The sequence below is a fragment of the Pseudomonas sp. 3A(2025) genome (assembly GCF_054589175.1).
The window spans coordinates 101,900-114,962 of the sequence record NZ_BAAILM010000008.1 but is presented as its reverse complement, the minus strand read 5'-3'; the positions used below and the strand labels follow the sequence as shown (position 1 = coordinate 114,962).

The 13,063-nt window shown below is 62.5% G+C and carries 15 protein-coding genes; 8 read left to right on the top strand and 7 right to left on the bottom strand.

The window, feature by feature from the left end:
- Window positions 1-39: 39 nt before the first annotated feature.
- From rsmD to ACYP2A_RS02650, 3 genes are read right to left on the bottom strand one after another with little or no spacing between them, the layout of a single operon-like run.
- The gene (rsmD, locus tag ACYP2A_RS02660) at window positions 40-624 is read right to left on the bottom strand and encodes a 16S rRNA (guanine(966)-N(2))-methyltransferase RsmD (protein WP_459742508.1); all 585 of its coding nucleotides are present in this window, start codon (window positions 622-624) and stop codon (window positions 40-42) included.
- Window positions 624-2,111 (bottom strand): M16 family metallopeptidase, encoded by a 1,488-nt coding sequence (locus ACYP2A_RS02655; protein ID WP_459742506.1) that lies wholly within the window; start codon window positions 2,109-2,111, stop codon window positions 624-626. Before ACYP2A_RS02655 ends, rsmD begins: the two co-directional genes overlap by 1 nt.
- Before the next feature lie 2 nt (window positions 2,112-2,113).
- Entirely contained in the window at window positions 2,114-3,466 is a 1,353-nt protein-coding gene (locus ACYP2A_RS02650; protein WP_459742504.1) for a M16 family metallopeptidase, read from the bottom strand.
- A 283-nt stretch (window positions 3,467-3,749) separates the two neighbouring features.
- Here ACYP2A_RS02650 and ftsY point away from each other — a divergent pair, with 283 nt between their 5' ends.
- From ftsY to rpoH, 4 genes are all read left to right on the top strand, one after another.
- Window positions 3,750-5,108 (top strand): signal recognition particle-docking protein FtsY, encoded by a 1,359-nt coding sequence (ftsY, locus tag ACYP2A_RS02645; protein WP_459742502.1) that lies wholly within the window; start codon window positions 3,750-3,752, stop codon window positions 5,106-5,108.
- Entirely contained in the window at window positions 5,105-5,776 is a 672-nt protein-coding gene (ftsE, locus tag ACYP2A_RS02640) for a cell division ATP-binding protein FtsE (protein WP_459742500.1), read from the top strand. The genes ftsY and ftsE overlap by 4 nt, the downstream gene beginning before the upstream one ends.
- The gene (gene ftsX / locus ACYP2A_RS02635; RefSeq protein ID WP_459742498.1) at window positions 5,773-6,804 is read left to right on the top strand and encodes a permease-like cell division protein FtsX; all 1,032 of its coding nucleotides are present in this window, start codon (window positions 5,773-5,775) and stop codon (window positions 6,802-6,804) included. The genes ftsE and ftsX overlap by 4 nt, the downstream gene beginning before the upstream one ends.
- Window positions 6,805-6,933: 129 nt before the next feature.
- Window positions 6,934-7,788 carry an RNA polymerase sigma factor RpoH gene (gene rpoH / locus ACYP2A_RS02630; protein ID WP_459742496.1) on the top strand — a complete coding sequence of 285 codons (855 nt, stop codon included), beginning with the start codon at window positions 6,934-6,936 and terminating at the stop codon, window positions 7,786-7,788.
- 62 nt (window positions 7,789-7,850) lie between these two features.
- Here the strand turns inward: rpoH and mtgA are convergent, their stop codons facing one another.
- Window positions 7,851-8,561 (bottom strand): monofunctional biosynthetic peptidoglycan transglycosylase, encoded by a 711-nt coding sequence (gene mtgA / locus ACYP2A_RS02625; RefSeq protein WP_459742494.1) that lies wholly within the window; start codon window positions 8,559-8,561, stop codon window positions 7,851-7,853.
- Window positions 8,562-8,640: 79 nt separating this feature from the next.
- On the opposite strand from mtgA, the gene ACYP2A_RS02620 reads away from it, so the two are divergent.
- The 4 genes from ACYP2A_RS02620 (at window position 8,641) to trmB (ending at window position 10,897) form a co-directional block, all read left to right on the top strand.
- Entirely contained in the window at window positions 8,641-9,021 is a 381-nt protein-coding gene (locus ACYP2A_RS02620) for a DUF423 domain-containing protein (RefSeq protein WP_459742493.1), read from the top strand.
- Window positions 9,022-9,113: 92 nt separating this feature from the next.
- Window positions 9,114-9,314, top strand: a complete 201-nt coding sequence (gene thiS / locus ACYP2A_RS02615) for a sulfur carrier protein ThiS (protein ID WP_459742492.1) — start codon at window positions 9,114-9,116, stop codon at window positions 9,312-9,314.
- A gap of 46 nt (window positions 9,315-9,360) precedes the next feature.
- Window positions 9,361-10,155 carry a thiazole synthase gene (locus ACYP2A_RS02610; protein WP_459742490.1) on the top strand — a complete coding sequence of 265 codons (795 nt, stop codon included), beginning with the start codon at window positions 9,361-9,363 and terminating at the stop codon, window positions 10,153-10,155.
- Window positions 10,156-10,249: 94 nt separating this feature from the next.
- Window positions 10,250-10,897, top strand: a complete 648-nt coding sequence (trmB, locus tag ACYP2A_RS02605) for a tRNA (guanosine(46)-N7)-methyltransferase TrmB (protein ID WP_459742686.1) — start codon at window positions 10,250-10,252, stop codon at window positions 10,895-10,897.
- Window positions 10,898-10,903: 6 nt separating this feature from the next.
- Here the strand turns inward: trmB and ACYP2A_RS02600 are convergent, their stop codons facing one another.
- The 3 genes from ACYP2A_RS02600 to rdgB are packed head-to-tail and all read right to left on the bottom strand — an operon-like array spanning window position 10,904 to window position 13,041.
- Window positions 10,904-11,227, bottom strand: coding sequence for a DUF3392 domain-containing protein (locus ACYP2A_RS02600; RefSeq protein WP_459742488.1), 324 nt, complete (start codon window positions 11,225-11,227; stop codon window positions 10,904-10,906).
- Window positions 11,228-11,236: 9 nt separating this feature from the next.
- Window positions 11,237-12,451 carry a radical SAM family heme chaperone HemW gene (gene hemW, locus ACYP2A_RS02595; RefSeq protein WP_459742486.1) on the bottom strand — a complete coding sequence of 405 codons (1,215 nt, stop codon included), beginning with the start codon at window positions 12,449-12,451 and terminating at the stop codon, window positions 11,237-11,239.
- A complete protein-coding gene (gene rdgB / locus ACYP2A_RS02590) occupies window positions 12,448-13,041 on the bottom strand; it encodes an RdgB/HAM1 family non-canonical purine NTP pyrophosphatase (protein ID WP_459742484.1) in 594 nt (197 codons plus the stop codon). The genes hemW and rdgB overlap by 4 nt, the downstream gene beginning before the upstream one ends.
- Between the last annotated feature and the right edge of the window lie 22 nt (window positions 13,042-13,063).

Below are 13,063 nucleotides of genomic sequence, written 5' to 3'. Positions count from 1 at the left end.
GGGTTGGCCATCGGCGGTTCGACCGATGGCCATGCGAAATCAGCTCCGCTGCCAAAGCCCGTAATACACCTGACCGGCCTTTTTCTCGCGATGCAGCCGCCAGTTGCCCGGCAGGCCGGTGGTGGAGGGTGGGGTTTCGCTTTCGGTGTAGATCCACGCGTGTTCGGACAACCAGCCGCGCGACTCCAGCAGGGCGCAGGCGTTGCTCAGCAGGCCTTGATGGAACGGCGGATCAAGGAACACCACATCGAAGGCCTCGGCTGGCGCCGTTTCCAGATGACGCAGTGCATCGCTGTGCAGCACCTGGCCGTTCGCGCATTTGAGCAGCTCAAGGTTCTGCCGCAGGCTGGCGATGGCCGCCTGGTTATTGTCCAGCGCCAGACCGGATTTTGCCCCTCGCGACAGCGCTTCGAAATACAGCGCGCCGCTGCCGGTGAAGACATCCAGCACCTTGGCGCCAGCGATGGACGGCGCCAGCCAGTTGAACAGTGTTTCACGCACCCGGTCAGGCGTCGGGCGCAGGCCCGGGGCGTCGGGGAAGCTCAGGCGTCGGCTGCCCCATTCGCCACCGATGATGCGCAACTGGCCCTGGCCGTTGTGCGTTTTGGGACGTGGATTGGCCATTAATGCTCCGGAACGCCAACAGGCTGTGTGGCGGGTTTGTCAGTGGGTGGCGGCAGGGGTTTCTGCGCCACGGTGGGGCCGACGGTGACGATCACCATCTTGTCGGCATCCAGGTGTTTGTTCATGGCCGCCTTGACCTGCTCGACCGTCACGGCTTGCGCTTCGGTCATGTAGTCCTCAAGGAAGGTCAGTGGCAGATTATAGAAGCCGATGGCACCCAATTGTGCGGCAATTGACGCATTGCTGGCGGTCGACAGCGGGAAGCTGCCCGACAGTTCGCGTTTCACGTCGTCGATTTCTTTCTGGGTCGGGCCGTCAGTGAGGAATTTGCGCACCTCATCCTGCACCAGCTTGAGGGTGTTCTCGCTGAGTTCTGCACGGGTCTGCAAGCCAATGGTGAACGGCCCCGGCACGCGCATGCCGGTAAAACCGGACGATACGCCGTAGGTCAGGCCACGTTTTTCGCGCACTTCGGTCATCAAGCGGCTGCCGAAGCCGCCACCGCCGAGGACCGAGTTGCCGACGCTGAGCGCTGCATAGTCCGGGTCGTTACGGCTGATGCCCAGTTGCGCCAGCATCAGGTGAGTCTGGTTGGACGGAAACTCGATGTGCGTCACGCCCGCCTTGGGTTCGACCGGCTCAGGCATTTTGGCCAGCGCCGGGCCTTTGGGCAGCGAGCTGGACACCTGGGCGGCAATGGCCTGAGCTTCTTCGCGCGACAGGTCGCCAACCAGCGCAATCACCACGTTGCCGGCGGCATAGGCCTTGGCGTGAAAAGCCTTGAGCTGTGCCTGGGTCAGCGCGGCGACGCTCTTGGCGTTGCCGTCGCTTGGGTGCGCGTACGGGTGGTCGCCGTACAGCTTGTCGAACAGTGCCCGATTGGCGATCACGCCGGGGTTCTGCTTCTGGTATTCGAAGCTGGCCAGCAACTGGTTCTTGATGCGTGCCAGCGAGTCGGCGGGGAAGGTCGGCTTGCCGACCACATCGCTGAACAGCTTCAGGGCCGGCTCGCGCTTGTCCTTGTCGCTGAGGCTGCGCAACGAAACCATGGCCATGTCGCGGTAAGAGCCGTTGCCGAAGTCGGCACCCAGGCCTTCGAAGCCCTGGGCGATGGCGGTAACGTCCTTGCCCTTGACGCCTTCGTTGAGCATGGCGTTGGTGGTCAAGGCCAGGCCCGGAACGTTCTGGTCCTGGCTGCTGCCGGCGGCGAAGATCAGCCGCAAGTCGAACATCGGCAGCTCGCGGGATTCGACGAACAGCACCTTGGCGCCTTCGGCGGTGTCCCAGGTCTGAATGTTCAGGGCGCGGCGGGCCGGTGCCTTGTTGTCGAGCTCTTTGAGCGATTGCAGGTTTTGCCCCAGCGGTGCATCGGTGCGCGGTGCATCGCTGCCGGTGGCGTTATCGGCTTGCACGGGCAAGGCGACGACGGCGGCCAGCAACAGGCTGGTCAGCATGCAGCGGTAAGAGGTGCGGTAAGGAGTGCGCATGATCATTTGGCCTTCTTCTCGGGCAGCACGTGCGCAACGCTGAGGCGCTCACGAGTGAAATAGGTCTTGGCGGCGTTCTGGATGTCGGCGGGGGTCACGCTTTGCAGGGCGGCCAGTTCTTCGTCGATCAGCTTCCAGGACAGGCCGACGGTTTCCAGTTGGCCAATGGTGGTGGCCTGGCTGGTGATCGAGTCGCGCTCGTAAACTAAACCTGCGATGACCTGGGCGCGTACACGCTCCAGCTCTTCGGCAGACGGCGCTTTGGTTTTCAACTCGTCAAGCAGACGCCAGATGCCGGCCTCGGTGTCGGCCAGGGTTTTCTTTTTCTGGGTGTTGGGCGTGGCGCTGATCATGAACAGGCTGTCGCCACGGGTAAAGGCGTCATAGTTGGAGCCGGCGCCGGACACCAACTCTTCGCCGCGTTCCAGGCGACTGGGGATGCGCGCGCTGTAGCCGCCGTCGAGCAGGGCGGCGATCAGGCGCAAGGCTTGTACGGAGCGCGGGTCTTCGGCGGTGGCCAGGCTTGGCACGTTGAAGGCGTACATCAGGCTCGGCAACTGGGTTTGCACATGCAGGGTGATGCGGCGCTCGCCGGGTTCGGCCAGCTCGAGCGGTTTTTTCGACGGCGGTACGTCGCGGCGTGGAATAGGCCCGAAGAAGCGCTCGGCCAGGGCCTTGACCTCGTCGACCTTGACGTCACCGACCACCACCAGGGTGGCGTTGTTGGGCGTGTACCACGACTCGTACCAGTGGCGCAGGTCCTGCACCGTCATACGGTTGAGGTCGGCCATCCAGCCGATGGTCGGGGTGTGATAGCCGCTGGCCGGGTAGGCCATGGCCTTGAAGCGCTCGAAGGCCTTGCTCACCGGCTTGTCGTCGGTGCGCAGGCGGCGCTCTTCCTTGATGACTTCGATTTCACGGCTGAATTCGTCGGCCGGCAGCTTGAGGGTCGCCATGCGGTCGGCTTCCAGCTCCAGCGCCACGCTCAGGCGGTCGCGGGCCAGCACCTGGTAATACGCGGTGTAATCGTCGCTGGTGAAGGCGTTTTCTTCGGCGCCCAGGTCACGCAGGATCAACGACGACTCGCCCGGCCCGGTCTTGCTGCTGCCTTTGAACATCATGTGTTCAAGGGCATGCGACAAACCGGTCTGGCCGGGTGTCTCGTAGCTGGAACCCACCTTGTACCAGACCTGGGAAACCACCACCGGGGCACGATGATCTTCACGCACCACGACCTTCAGGCCGTTATCGAGGGTGAATTCATGGGTCGGTTGCGGGTCGGCTGCCAGGGCAGCCAGAGGCAGGCAGAGGGTGCTGAGCAGCAGGCCTGCGGCACGGCGGGCTAAAGCATTCATGAATATTCAAACCTGTAAGACGACCTGCTTGGACTTAGCGTCGGCGGGCACGGGGGTGGTAGGATACTGATCCGTTTGCGGCGCAAACAACCCTCACGGCCAGTCGGCACGTGAAACTTGTTTTAGGGTATGTCTTATGACGCGCCGCGCGACGATTTTTTCAGACGAGAACCGTGCCCAGAACCGCCGAATGAACAAGCAGCTCATCGCGTAGTCTGTTTGGCATGTCAGCATTTTCCGAAAGGCCTGTTGGCGTTTCGCTACTTTGAGATAGCCGTCCTCCATGTTTGGTTCCAACGACGACAAGAAGACCCCAGCTGACGCTGGTGAAAAGAAAGGCCTGTTCGGATGGTTTCGCAAAAAAGCCCCGGAACCGGCCCAGCCGCCCGAGCCTGAAGCATTACCGCCTGTCCCGGCTGAAGAGATACCGCCTGCGCCTGCACTGGCCGAGCAGCCGATTGTTGTGCCGGTCGAGCCCGTAGCACCGACAGTCGTAGCGCCGCCCGTAGAGGTTGAGGCGCCGGCACCTGTTGTTCCTGTGATCGTAGAGCCTGAGCCGGTCATCATTCCTGAGCCTGAGCCTGTTGCGGTCGTTGCGCCTGTTCCGGTTGTTCCCGCCCCGGTTATCGCACCTGTCGTGGCACCAGAACCAGAGCCTGTCGCCGAAACGCTGCCGGTGCCTGCCGTCGTCGCCGCCCCGGTCGAAACCAGGGTCGGTTTCTTCGCCCGCCTCAAGCAAGGCCTGTCCAAGACCAGCGCCAGCATCGGCGAAGGCATGGCCTCGCTGTTTCTGGGGCGCAAGGCCATCGACGATGACCTGCTTGAAGAAATCGAAACCCGCCTGCTGACCGCCGACGTCGGTGTCGAGGCCACCTCGGTGATCATCCAGAACCTGACCCAGAAGGTTGCGCGCAAGCAACTGACCGATGCCGAGGCGCTGTACAAATCGCTGCAGGCCGAGCTGGCCGCGATGCTCAAGCCGGTCGAGCAGCCACTGGTGATCAAGTCAGAGCACAAGCCTTATGTGATCCTTGTCGTCGGCGTGAACGGCGCCGGCAAGACCACCACCATCGGCAAGCTGGCCAAGAAGCTGCAGCTTGAAGGCAAGAAAGTCATGCTCGCCGCTGGCGACACCTTCCGTGCAGCGGCCGTCGAGCAATTGCAGGTCTGGGGCGAGCGCAACCAGATCCCGGTGATCGCCCAACACACCGGCGCCGATTCGGCCTCGGTGATCTTCGACGCGGTTCAGGCCGCCAAGGCGCGTGGCGTCGATGTACTGATCGCCGACACCGCCGGCCGCCTGCACACCAAAGACAACCTGATGGAAGAGCTGAAAAAGGTTCGCCGGGTGATTGGCAAGCTGGATACCGAGGCGCCGCATGAGGTGCTGCTGGTGCTCGATGCCGGTACCGGGCAAAACGCGATCAACCAGGCCAAGCAGTTCAACCAGACCGTGACCCTCACGGGTCTTGCCCTGACCAAGCTCGACGGCACCGCCAAGGGCGGGGTGATCTTCGCCCTGGCCAAGCAGTTCGGCCTGCCGATTCGTTACATTGGCGTCGGCGAAGGCATCGACGACTTGCGTACCTTTGAGGCCGAACCTTTCGTTCAGGCCCTGTTTGCGGAGCGAGAGAACACATGATTCGATTCGAGCAGGTCGGCAAGCGTTACCCGAACGGTCACGTCGGGTTGCATGAGCTGAGCTTTCGAGTGCGTCGTGGTGAGTTTCTGTTTGTCACCGGCCACTCCGGGGCCGGTAAAAGTACACTGTTGCGCCTGTTACTGGCCATGGAGCGCCCGACCTCGGGCAAATTGCTGCTGGCAGGGCAAGACCTGGGGCAGATCAGTACGGCGCAGATTCCCTTTTTGCGCCGGCAGATCGGCGTGGTGTTCCAGAACCACCAGTTATTGTTCGATCGCACGGTGTTCAACAACGTCGCGCTGCCGCTGCAGATTCTCGGCCTGTCCAAGCCCGAGATCGCCAAGCGCGTCGACTCGGCGCTTGAGCGTGTGGCGCTGTCCGACAAGGCTGCGCTGTACCCGGCAGACCTGTCCACCGGCCAGCAACAGCGGGTCGGTATCGCCCGGGCCATCGTCCATCGCCCGGCCTTGTTGCTGGCCGATGAACCTACCGGCAACCTCGACCCTCGGCTGGCAGCAGAAATCATGGGTGTATTCGAAGACATCAGTCGTCTGGGCACCAGCGTGATGATCGCCAGCCACGACCTGGCACTGATCGCACGTATGCGCCACCGTATGCTGACCCTGCAACGTGGCCGTCTGATCGGTGACGGGGAGGCCGGCGTATGAGTGCTTCACGCAGCAACCCCAAGGTTGCGGACCGGGCTGCACCGCGTGCGGCAGAGCCCGAACCGCCAAAGAAAAAACGCGGCGCGCATGACGATGACGGTCCGGACTTCAGCACCTTGCTGGCGGCCTGGGTCGAAAGCCATCGCAGCAGCCTGCTCGACAGCCTGCGCCGGCTGGGCAGGCAGCCCATCGGCAGTTTCTTCACCTGTCTGGTGATGGCCATTGCCTTGAGCCTGCCGATGGGCCTGGCGCTGTTGCTGAGCAATGTCGAGCGCCTTGGCGGCTCATGGCAGCGTGCCGCGCAGATTTCGGTGTACCTGCAACTGGACGCCGGTCACGCTGCAGGTGATCGCTTGCGCGAGCAAATCAAGGCCATGCCCGGTGTGGCAGACGCACAATACGTCAGCAGCGAGCAGGCGCTTAAAGAGTTTCAAAAAGATTCCGGGCTGGGCGAGGCGCTCAGGGAGCTGCCAGACAACCCGCTACCTGGCGTCGTCGTGGTCACCCCGCAAGAGGTCGACAAACCGGCACTTGAGGCGCTGCGTACCCGGTTGGCCGAACTGCCCAAGGTGCAGCAGGCGCAGCTCGACCTGGTCTGGGTAGAGCGCCTGGCGGCGATTCTCAAGCTGGGCGACCGTTTTGTCTTTGGTCTGACGGTCTTGCTGGTGGCGGCGTTGTTGCTGGTGATCGGCAACACCATTCGTCTGCACATCGAGAACCGCCGGGTCGAAATCGAAGTCATAAAACTGGTCGGCGGCACTGACAGCTATGTGCGCAGGCCCTTTCTGTATATGGGAGCGCTGTATGGCATCGGTGCTGGCATATTGTCCTGGGGTGTGCTGGCGTTTGGCCTGGACTGGCTGAACGATGCGGTCATCGGCCTGTCCGGACTGTATGGCAGCGACTTTGCCCTGAGCGGCGTTCCGATGGGCGATGGCTTGTCGCTCTTGCTTGGAGCGGTACTGTTAGGGTATATCGGTGCTTGGATTGCGGTCGCCCGCCACCTGAGCGAGCTGGCCCCCCGATAAATTCGGGGTTGTTTCATCCGTATGTACATGATTGATTGACTTATTCAGCTGAGGGAACTTGTCTAGCGGTTCCCGGTCAATTTCGCAGTGCTGAGCTGCACCTGTTACACAGTTGGAGGTTTCTTTCGCATGACCACTTCATTGCAACCTGCCTATGCATTGGTTCCAGGCGCCAACCTGGAAGCTTACGTGCATGCGGTCAACAGCATCCCGATGCTGACGCCCGAGCAGGAGCGCGAACTGGCAGACAGTCTCTACTACGAGCAGAACCTCGAGTCTGCGCGCCAGATGGTGCTCGCCCACCTGCGTTTCGTGGTGCACATCGCGCGCAGCTATTCGGGTTACGGTCTGGCCCAGTCCGACCTGATTCAGGAAGGCAACGTCGGCCTGATGAAAGCGGTAAAACGCTTCAACCCGGAAATGGGCGTGCGCCTGGTGTCGTTCGCCGTGCACTGGATCAAGGCCGAGATCCACGAATTCATCCTGCGCAACTGGCGCATCGTCAAGGTCGCCACGACCAAGGCGCAGCGCAAACTCTTCTTCAACCTGCGCAGCCAGAAGAAGCGTCTGGCCTGGCTGAACAACGAAGAAGTCCATCGCGTGGCCGAAAGCCTCGGCGTCGAGCCGCGTGAAGTTCGCGAAATGGAAAGCCGTCTGACCGGCCAGGACATGGCGTTCGACCCTGCGAGTGAAGCCGACGACGACAGCGCCTTCCAGTCGCCGTCCAACTACCTGGAAGATCACCGTTACGACCCGGCCCGTCAGCTCGAAGACGCCGACTGGAGCGACAACTCCACCGCCAATCTGCACCAGGCGCTGGACGTACTGGACGAGCGCAGCCGTGACATCCTCTACCAGCGCTGGCTGGCCGAGGAAAAAGCCACCCTGCATGAGCTGGCCGAGAAGTACAATGTTTCAGCCGAGCGCATTCGTCAGCTGGAAAAGAACGCGATGAACAAACTCAAGACCTCGATCGCAGCCTGATCAGGTCTGCCCAAAAAACGCCCCGACTTGTCGGGGCGTTTTTGTTGATGGGTGTTGCGCAATTACCATTGCCGGCTGTCATTGAGCCCGATCAGGTAGCTTTCACCGCCCAACTGGCGCATCTGCTGGCGAATCCAGCCGGCACGGCGTGATACATAACTGCTCGGGCGGCTGGCGCTCCACTGGCGGGGGTTGGGCAGCACGGCGGCCAGATAGCTGGCCTGCTGGGTCGACAGGTTGGCCGCCGAGGTGCGGAAGTGATGCTTTGCTGCCGCTTCGGCGCCAAACACACCTTCGTCCCACTCTACGCTGTTGAGGTACACCTCAAGAATGCGTTGCTTGGACCACAGCAGCTCGATCAGTGCCGTAAACCACGCCTCCAGGCCCTTGCGCAGGTAGCTGCGGCCCGACCACAGGAACAGATTCTTGGCCACTTGCTGGCTCAGGGTGCTGGCTCCACGCAGCGAGCCGCCGCGCTCGTTGTGCGCGATGGCGGCCTGGATGGCGGCGATGTCGAAGCCCCAGTGTTCGGCAAAGCGCTGGTCTTCGCCGGCAATCACCGACACTTTAAGGGGCGCGGCAATCTGCTCCCAGGGCTGCCAGTCGCGTTGCAGGTCGATAGGCTGGCCATCGAACCACGATTCGATCTTGCGCTCGACCATCAGCGCCGTGCCCGGTGGCGGAATCCAGCGCAACAGCAGGACCACAACGACGCTGCCCGCCGCGAACCACAGCAGCGCCTTGACGAAACGTCGGAAAAAAATACGCAGCATAGACATCGCTTGGCCGAACCCGTTGAGCGGGCCATTATACAGACCGTGTGCAAATGCACGATCTTGCCTGGAGTTATCGATGCTTCGCAGCTTTTTGATGTTGGCGGCCTTTTTCGGTTTCACCGGCGTAGGCCTGGGGGCCTTCGCCGCGCACAGTCTTAAAGGGCGGCTGAGCCCTGAGTACCTGGCGATCTTCCAGACCGGCGTGCTGTATCAGTTGATTCACGCCCTGGCCCTGTTCGGGGTTGCCCTGCTGGCGGCGCACATCCCCGGCCGGCTGGTCAACTGGGCGGGTTTTGCCTTCGTTGCTGGCATTGTGCTGTTTTCTGGCAGCCTGTACCTGTTGACCCTGACCGGTACCAGCAAGCTGGGCATCGTCACTCCCTTCGGCGGCCTGTGCTTTCTGTTCGGCTGGTCGATTCTGGGTGTGATGGCCTGGAAGCTGGGCAGCGTGGCCTGACAGGCTGAGACGAATGGCGCGGTGCGGGGTTGGTCAGACTGGCCTGCCGGGCTAGAATGCTGGCCCCCTAACCATGATGGCTGCTGCTGCGCATGCACATTCAGTTGAACGGTGAATCCTTTGAGTTGCCCGACGGCGAGACCGTCACCGCCTTGCTGGCGCGCCTGGACCTTGTCGGGCGCCGCGTCGCTGTCGAATTGAACCTGGACATCGTGCCGCGAAGCCAGCATGAAACCACCACCCTGCGCGAAGGCGATCAGGTTGAGGTCGTTCATGCCATCGGCGGCGGTTAGTGCCCGGCGGTCAACGATGGTTTCCTCACTTTAAAAAGGATTCACGATGAGCAACGTTCGCAGCGACAAACCATTCGTTCTGGCAGGCCGTACCTTTGAGTCGCGCCTGCTGGTCGGCACCGGCAAGTACATCGACATGGAACAGACCCGTCTGGCCATCGAAGCCTCGGGTGCCGAGATCGTCACGGTTGCCGTGCGCCGCACCAACCTGGGCCAGAACCCTGGCGAGCCGAACCTGCTCGACGTGTTGCCGCCGGACCGCTACACCATTCTGCCCAACACCGCCGGCTGCTTCGACGCACCTGAAGCGGTGCGCACCTGCCGCCTGGCGCGCGAGCTGCTCGACGGCCGCAACCTGGTCAAGCTCGAAGTGCTGGCCGACCAGAAGACTCTGTTCCCCAATGTGATCGAAACCCTCAAGGCCGCCGAAGTGCTGGTCAAGGACGGTTTCGATGTCATGGTCTACACCAGCGATGACCCGATCGTCGCCCGTCAACTGGCTGAAATCGGCTGCATCGCGATCATGCCGCTGGCCGGCCTGATCGGCAGCGGCCTGGGGATCTGCAACCCGTACAACCTGCAGATCATCCTCGAAGAAACCAAAGTGCCGGTGCTGGTCGATGCCGGTGTCGGCACCGCCTCCGACGCCACCATTGCCATGGAGCTTGGCTGCGAAGCGGTGCTGATGAACTCGGCCATCGCCCACGCCCAGCAACCGGTGCTCATGGCCGAAGCCATGAAACACGCGGTCATCGCCGGCCGCCTGGCTTACCTGGCCGGCCGCATGCCCCGCAAACTTTACGCCAGCGCATCCTCGCCGCTGGATGGCCTGATCAAGTAAGAGCCTGTTGATGACTGATTCGCACGTTTCACCCGAGTCGCCCGAAGAGCAAGAAGGCGAAGCCCGTCCGCACCGCCGCATCAAGAGCTTCGTGATGCGCGCAGGGCGCATGACCGAAGGCCAGCAACGCGGTCTGGATCAGGGGCTGCCGCAGTTCGGCCTGCAACTGACCGACGCGCCGGTGGACTTCGACCAGGTGTTCGGCCGCTCGGCGCCGCGCACCCTCGAAATCGGCTTTGGCATGGGCCACTCGCTGCTGGAGATGGCCGCTGCGGCGCCAGAGCACGACTTCATCGGTGTCGAGGTGCATTCGCCGGGTGTCGGCGCGCTGCTCAATGGCGCACTGACCGAGGGCCTGAAAAACCTGCGGGTCTATGACTGCGACGCGATCGAAGTGCTCAACCGCTGCATCGCCGACAACAGCCTCGACCGCCTGATGCTGTTCTTCCCGGACCCATGGCACAAGAGCCGCCACCACAAGCGGCGAATCGTGCAGCCCGAGTTCGCCCAACTGGTGCGCAGCAAGCTGAAGCCGGGCGGCGTGTTCCACATGGCCACCGACTGGGAACCGTATGCCGAGTACATGCTGGAAGTGATGAGCGTGGCGCCGGGCTACCGCAACCTGGCCGCCGACAATCAGTACGTGCCACGCCCCGAAGAGCGCCCGATCACCAAGTTCGAACGCCGCGGCGAACGCCTGGGCCATGGCGTGTGGGATTTGAAGTTCGAAAAGACCGCCTGATCGCGATTATTTGCGATCGGCGATCACGCCGATCAGCACCAGCACCACCAGCAGCACCGGCGCCAGGCTGTAGTTGTTGAACTGGCTCAGGCCTTTGACCACCCAGGGCGTGGCGTAGATCAGCGCCAGGCCACTGCCCACGGTGCAGGCCAGGGCCAGTAAAGGCACGCGCATCGCGCCGGACAAGCTTCCGGCGCGTTGTTCTACCCAGGCCTTGATATCCGATCCGAACAACACCAGCAGACACCCCACCAGCGCCAGTGAGATTTCCGAAAGATTGCTGCGGCTCCAGCGCGAGACAGTGGCCAGCAGATCGAGTACGAAGTCCATGCAGATTCCTTAGATCAGAAAGTATTGCAGCAGGTCGTTGAGGAACAACTGGCCCTGAGGCGTTGCAACCAAACGCGCAGGATCCCCTTGCAGCAAGCCGCGCTGTATCGCCTGCTCGCGGCCGCTGGCCAGTGAATCGAGGCTTAGACCGGTTCTTTCACGAAATAATGCAGCGTCCACGCCATTTGTCAGGCGCAGGGCGTTCATCAGGAATTCAAAGGGCAATTCATCGGCGGCCAGTACCTTGGAGCCTGCCTGAAACGGCTTGGCCGGGTTCAGGTAATCCTTGGGCAGGCGCGTCTTCCAGGTGCGCTCGATGCGCCCGTCAGGGTGACTGAGCTTGCCGTGGGCACCGGCACCGATGCCGATGAAGTCACCAAAGCTCCAGTAGTTGAGGTTATGCCGCGCCGCCTTGCCAGGCTGGGCGTAGGCCGACACTTCGTACTGCGCATAACCGCTGTCGGCGAGCAATTGCTGACCGGCTTCCTGGATATCCCAGAGGATGTCGTCTTCGGGCAGCAGCGGCGGCTGGTTCCAGAACACCGTGTTCGGCTCCAGCGTCAGCTGGTACCACGACAAATGCGTCGGGGCCAGGGCAATGGCCTGACGCAGATCGCCCAGCGCTTCGTCCTGGCTCTGGTCGGGCAGGCCGTGCATCAGGTCGAGGTTGAAGTTGTCGAAGCCGGCAGCCCGAGCCATGTCGGCGGCGCGAATCGCTTCATTGCCGTTATGGATGCGGCCCAGTGCCTTGAGCTTTTCTTCCTGAAAGCTCTGGATACCGATCGACAAGCGGTTGATGCCCAGCCCGCGATAGGCGCTGAATTTCTCTTGCTCGAAGGTGCCGGGGTTGGCTTCCAGGGTGATTTCGATGTCGGCGGCAAAGCGAATGCGCTGTTCCACGCCAGCCAGCAAGCGCCCCAGTGCAGCGGCGCTGAACAGGCTGGGCGTACCGCCGCCGAAGAAGATCGAACGCAGCTCGCGGCCATGCACGTGTGGCAGGTCCAGATCGAGATCGGCCAGCAGCGCGTCGACGTACTCCTGCTCGGGCAGGACCGGGCTGGCGGTGTGCGAATTGAAGTCGCAATACGGGCATTTGCGCACGCACCACGGGATATGGATGTACAGCGACAGCGGCGGCAAAACAGGTAGTGCAGGGCGGGGCGACAGCGAAGAAAAGCCGTCGGCGCCGGCATACAGCGGTTGCACAGTCGAATCAGCGGTCATTGCAGGTCCAGGCGCTGGCGCAACAGGGCCATGGCACGGGCACGGTGGCTGAGCTGGTTTTTCTCCAGTGGCGACAGCTCGGCACTGGAGCAGTCGCGCTCCGGCACCCAGAACAGCGGGTCGTAGCCAAAGCCGTGCTCGCCGCTGGCAGCGCGCAGAATGCGCCCGTGCCACAGGCCTTCGCAGAGGATCGGCAGCGGGTCGTCGGCATGCCGCACCAGCGCCAGCACGCACACGAACTGGGCGGTACGCTGTTCGTCCGGGACATCCTTCAAGGCATCGAGCAGCTTGGCGTTGTTGGCCGCATCACCCTGACCGTCGGCATAACGCGCCGAATAAATGCCCGGCGCGCCGCCGAGGAAATCCACTGCCAGGCCCGAATCGTCGGCCAGCGCCGGCAGCCCGGAAATGCGCGCGGCATTGCGGGCCTTGAGGATGGCGTTTTCAACGAACGACAGGCCGGTTTCTTCAGGCTCCACCGCGCTGAACTCGCCGATCGAGCGTAACTGCACGCGGTCGCCGAGCATGGCTTGCAGTTCCTTGAGTTTGCCGCCGTTGTGGCTGGCCAGTACCAGTTGGGTGATGTTCATTTGTTACGCCTGCGTCCGGAAA

Coding starts and splice junctions, on each gene's coding strand:
- rsmD (WP_459742508.1), bottom strand. CDS start 624: ATGGCCAATCCACGTCCCAAAACGCACAACGGCCAGGGCCAGTTGCGC.
- ACYP2A_RS02655 (WP_459742506.1), bottom strand. CDS start 2,111: ATGCGCACTCCTTACCGCACCTCTTACCGCTGCATGCTGACCAGCCTG.
- ACYP2A_RS02650 (WP_459742504.1), bottom strand. CDS start 3,466: ATGAATGCTTTAGCCCGCCGTGCCGCAGGCCTGCTGCTCAGCACCCTC.
- ftsY (WP_459742502.1), top strand. CDS start 3,750: ATGTTTGGTTCCAACGACGACAAGAAGACCCCAGCTGACGCTGGTGAA.
- ftsE (WP_459742500.1), top strand. CDS start 5,105: ATGATTCGATTCGAGCAGGTCGGCAAGCGTTACCCGAACGGTCACGTC.
- ftsX (WP_459742498.1), top strand. CDS start 5,773: ATGAGTGCTTCACGCAGCAACCCCAAGGTTGCGGACCGGGCTGCACCG.
- rpoH (WP_459742496.1), top strand. CDS start 6,934: ATGACCACTTCATTGCAACCTGCCTATGCATTGGTTCCAGGCGCCAAC.
- mtgA (WP_459742494.1), bottom strand. CDS start 8,561: ATGCTGCGTATTTTTTTCCGACGTTTCGTCAAGGCGCTGCTGTGGTTC.
- ACYP2A_RS02620 (WP_459742493.1), top strand. CDS start 8,641: ATGCTTCGCAGCTTTTTGATGTTGGCGGCCTTTTTCGGTTTCACCGGC.
- thiS (WP_459742492.1), top strand. CDS start 9,114: ATGCACATTCAGTTGAACGGTGAATCCTTTGAGTTGCCCGACGGCGAG.
- ACYP2A_RS02610 (WP_459742490.1), top strand. CDS start 9,361: ATGAGCAACGTTCGCAGCGACAAACCATTCGTTCTGGCAGGCCGTACC.
- trmB (WP_459742686.1), top strand. CDS start 10,250: ATGCGCGCAGGGCGCATGACCGAAGGCCAGCAACGCGGTCTGGATCAG.
- ACYP2A_RS02600 (WP_459742488.1), bottom strand. CDS start 11,227: ATGGACTTCGTACTCGATCTGCTGGCCACTGTCTCGCGCTGGAGCCGC.
- hemW (WP_459742486.1), bottom strand. CDS start 12,451: ATGACCGCTGATTCGACTGTGCAACCGCTGTATGCCGGCGCCGACGGC.
- rdgB (WP_459742484.1), bottom strand. CDS start 13,041: ATGAACATCACCCAACTGGTACTGGCCAGCCACAACGGCGGCAAACTC.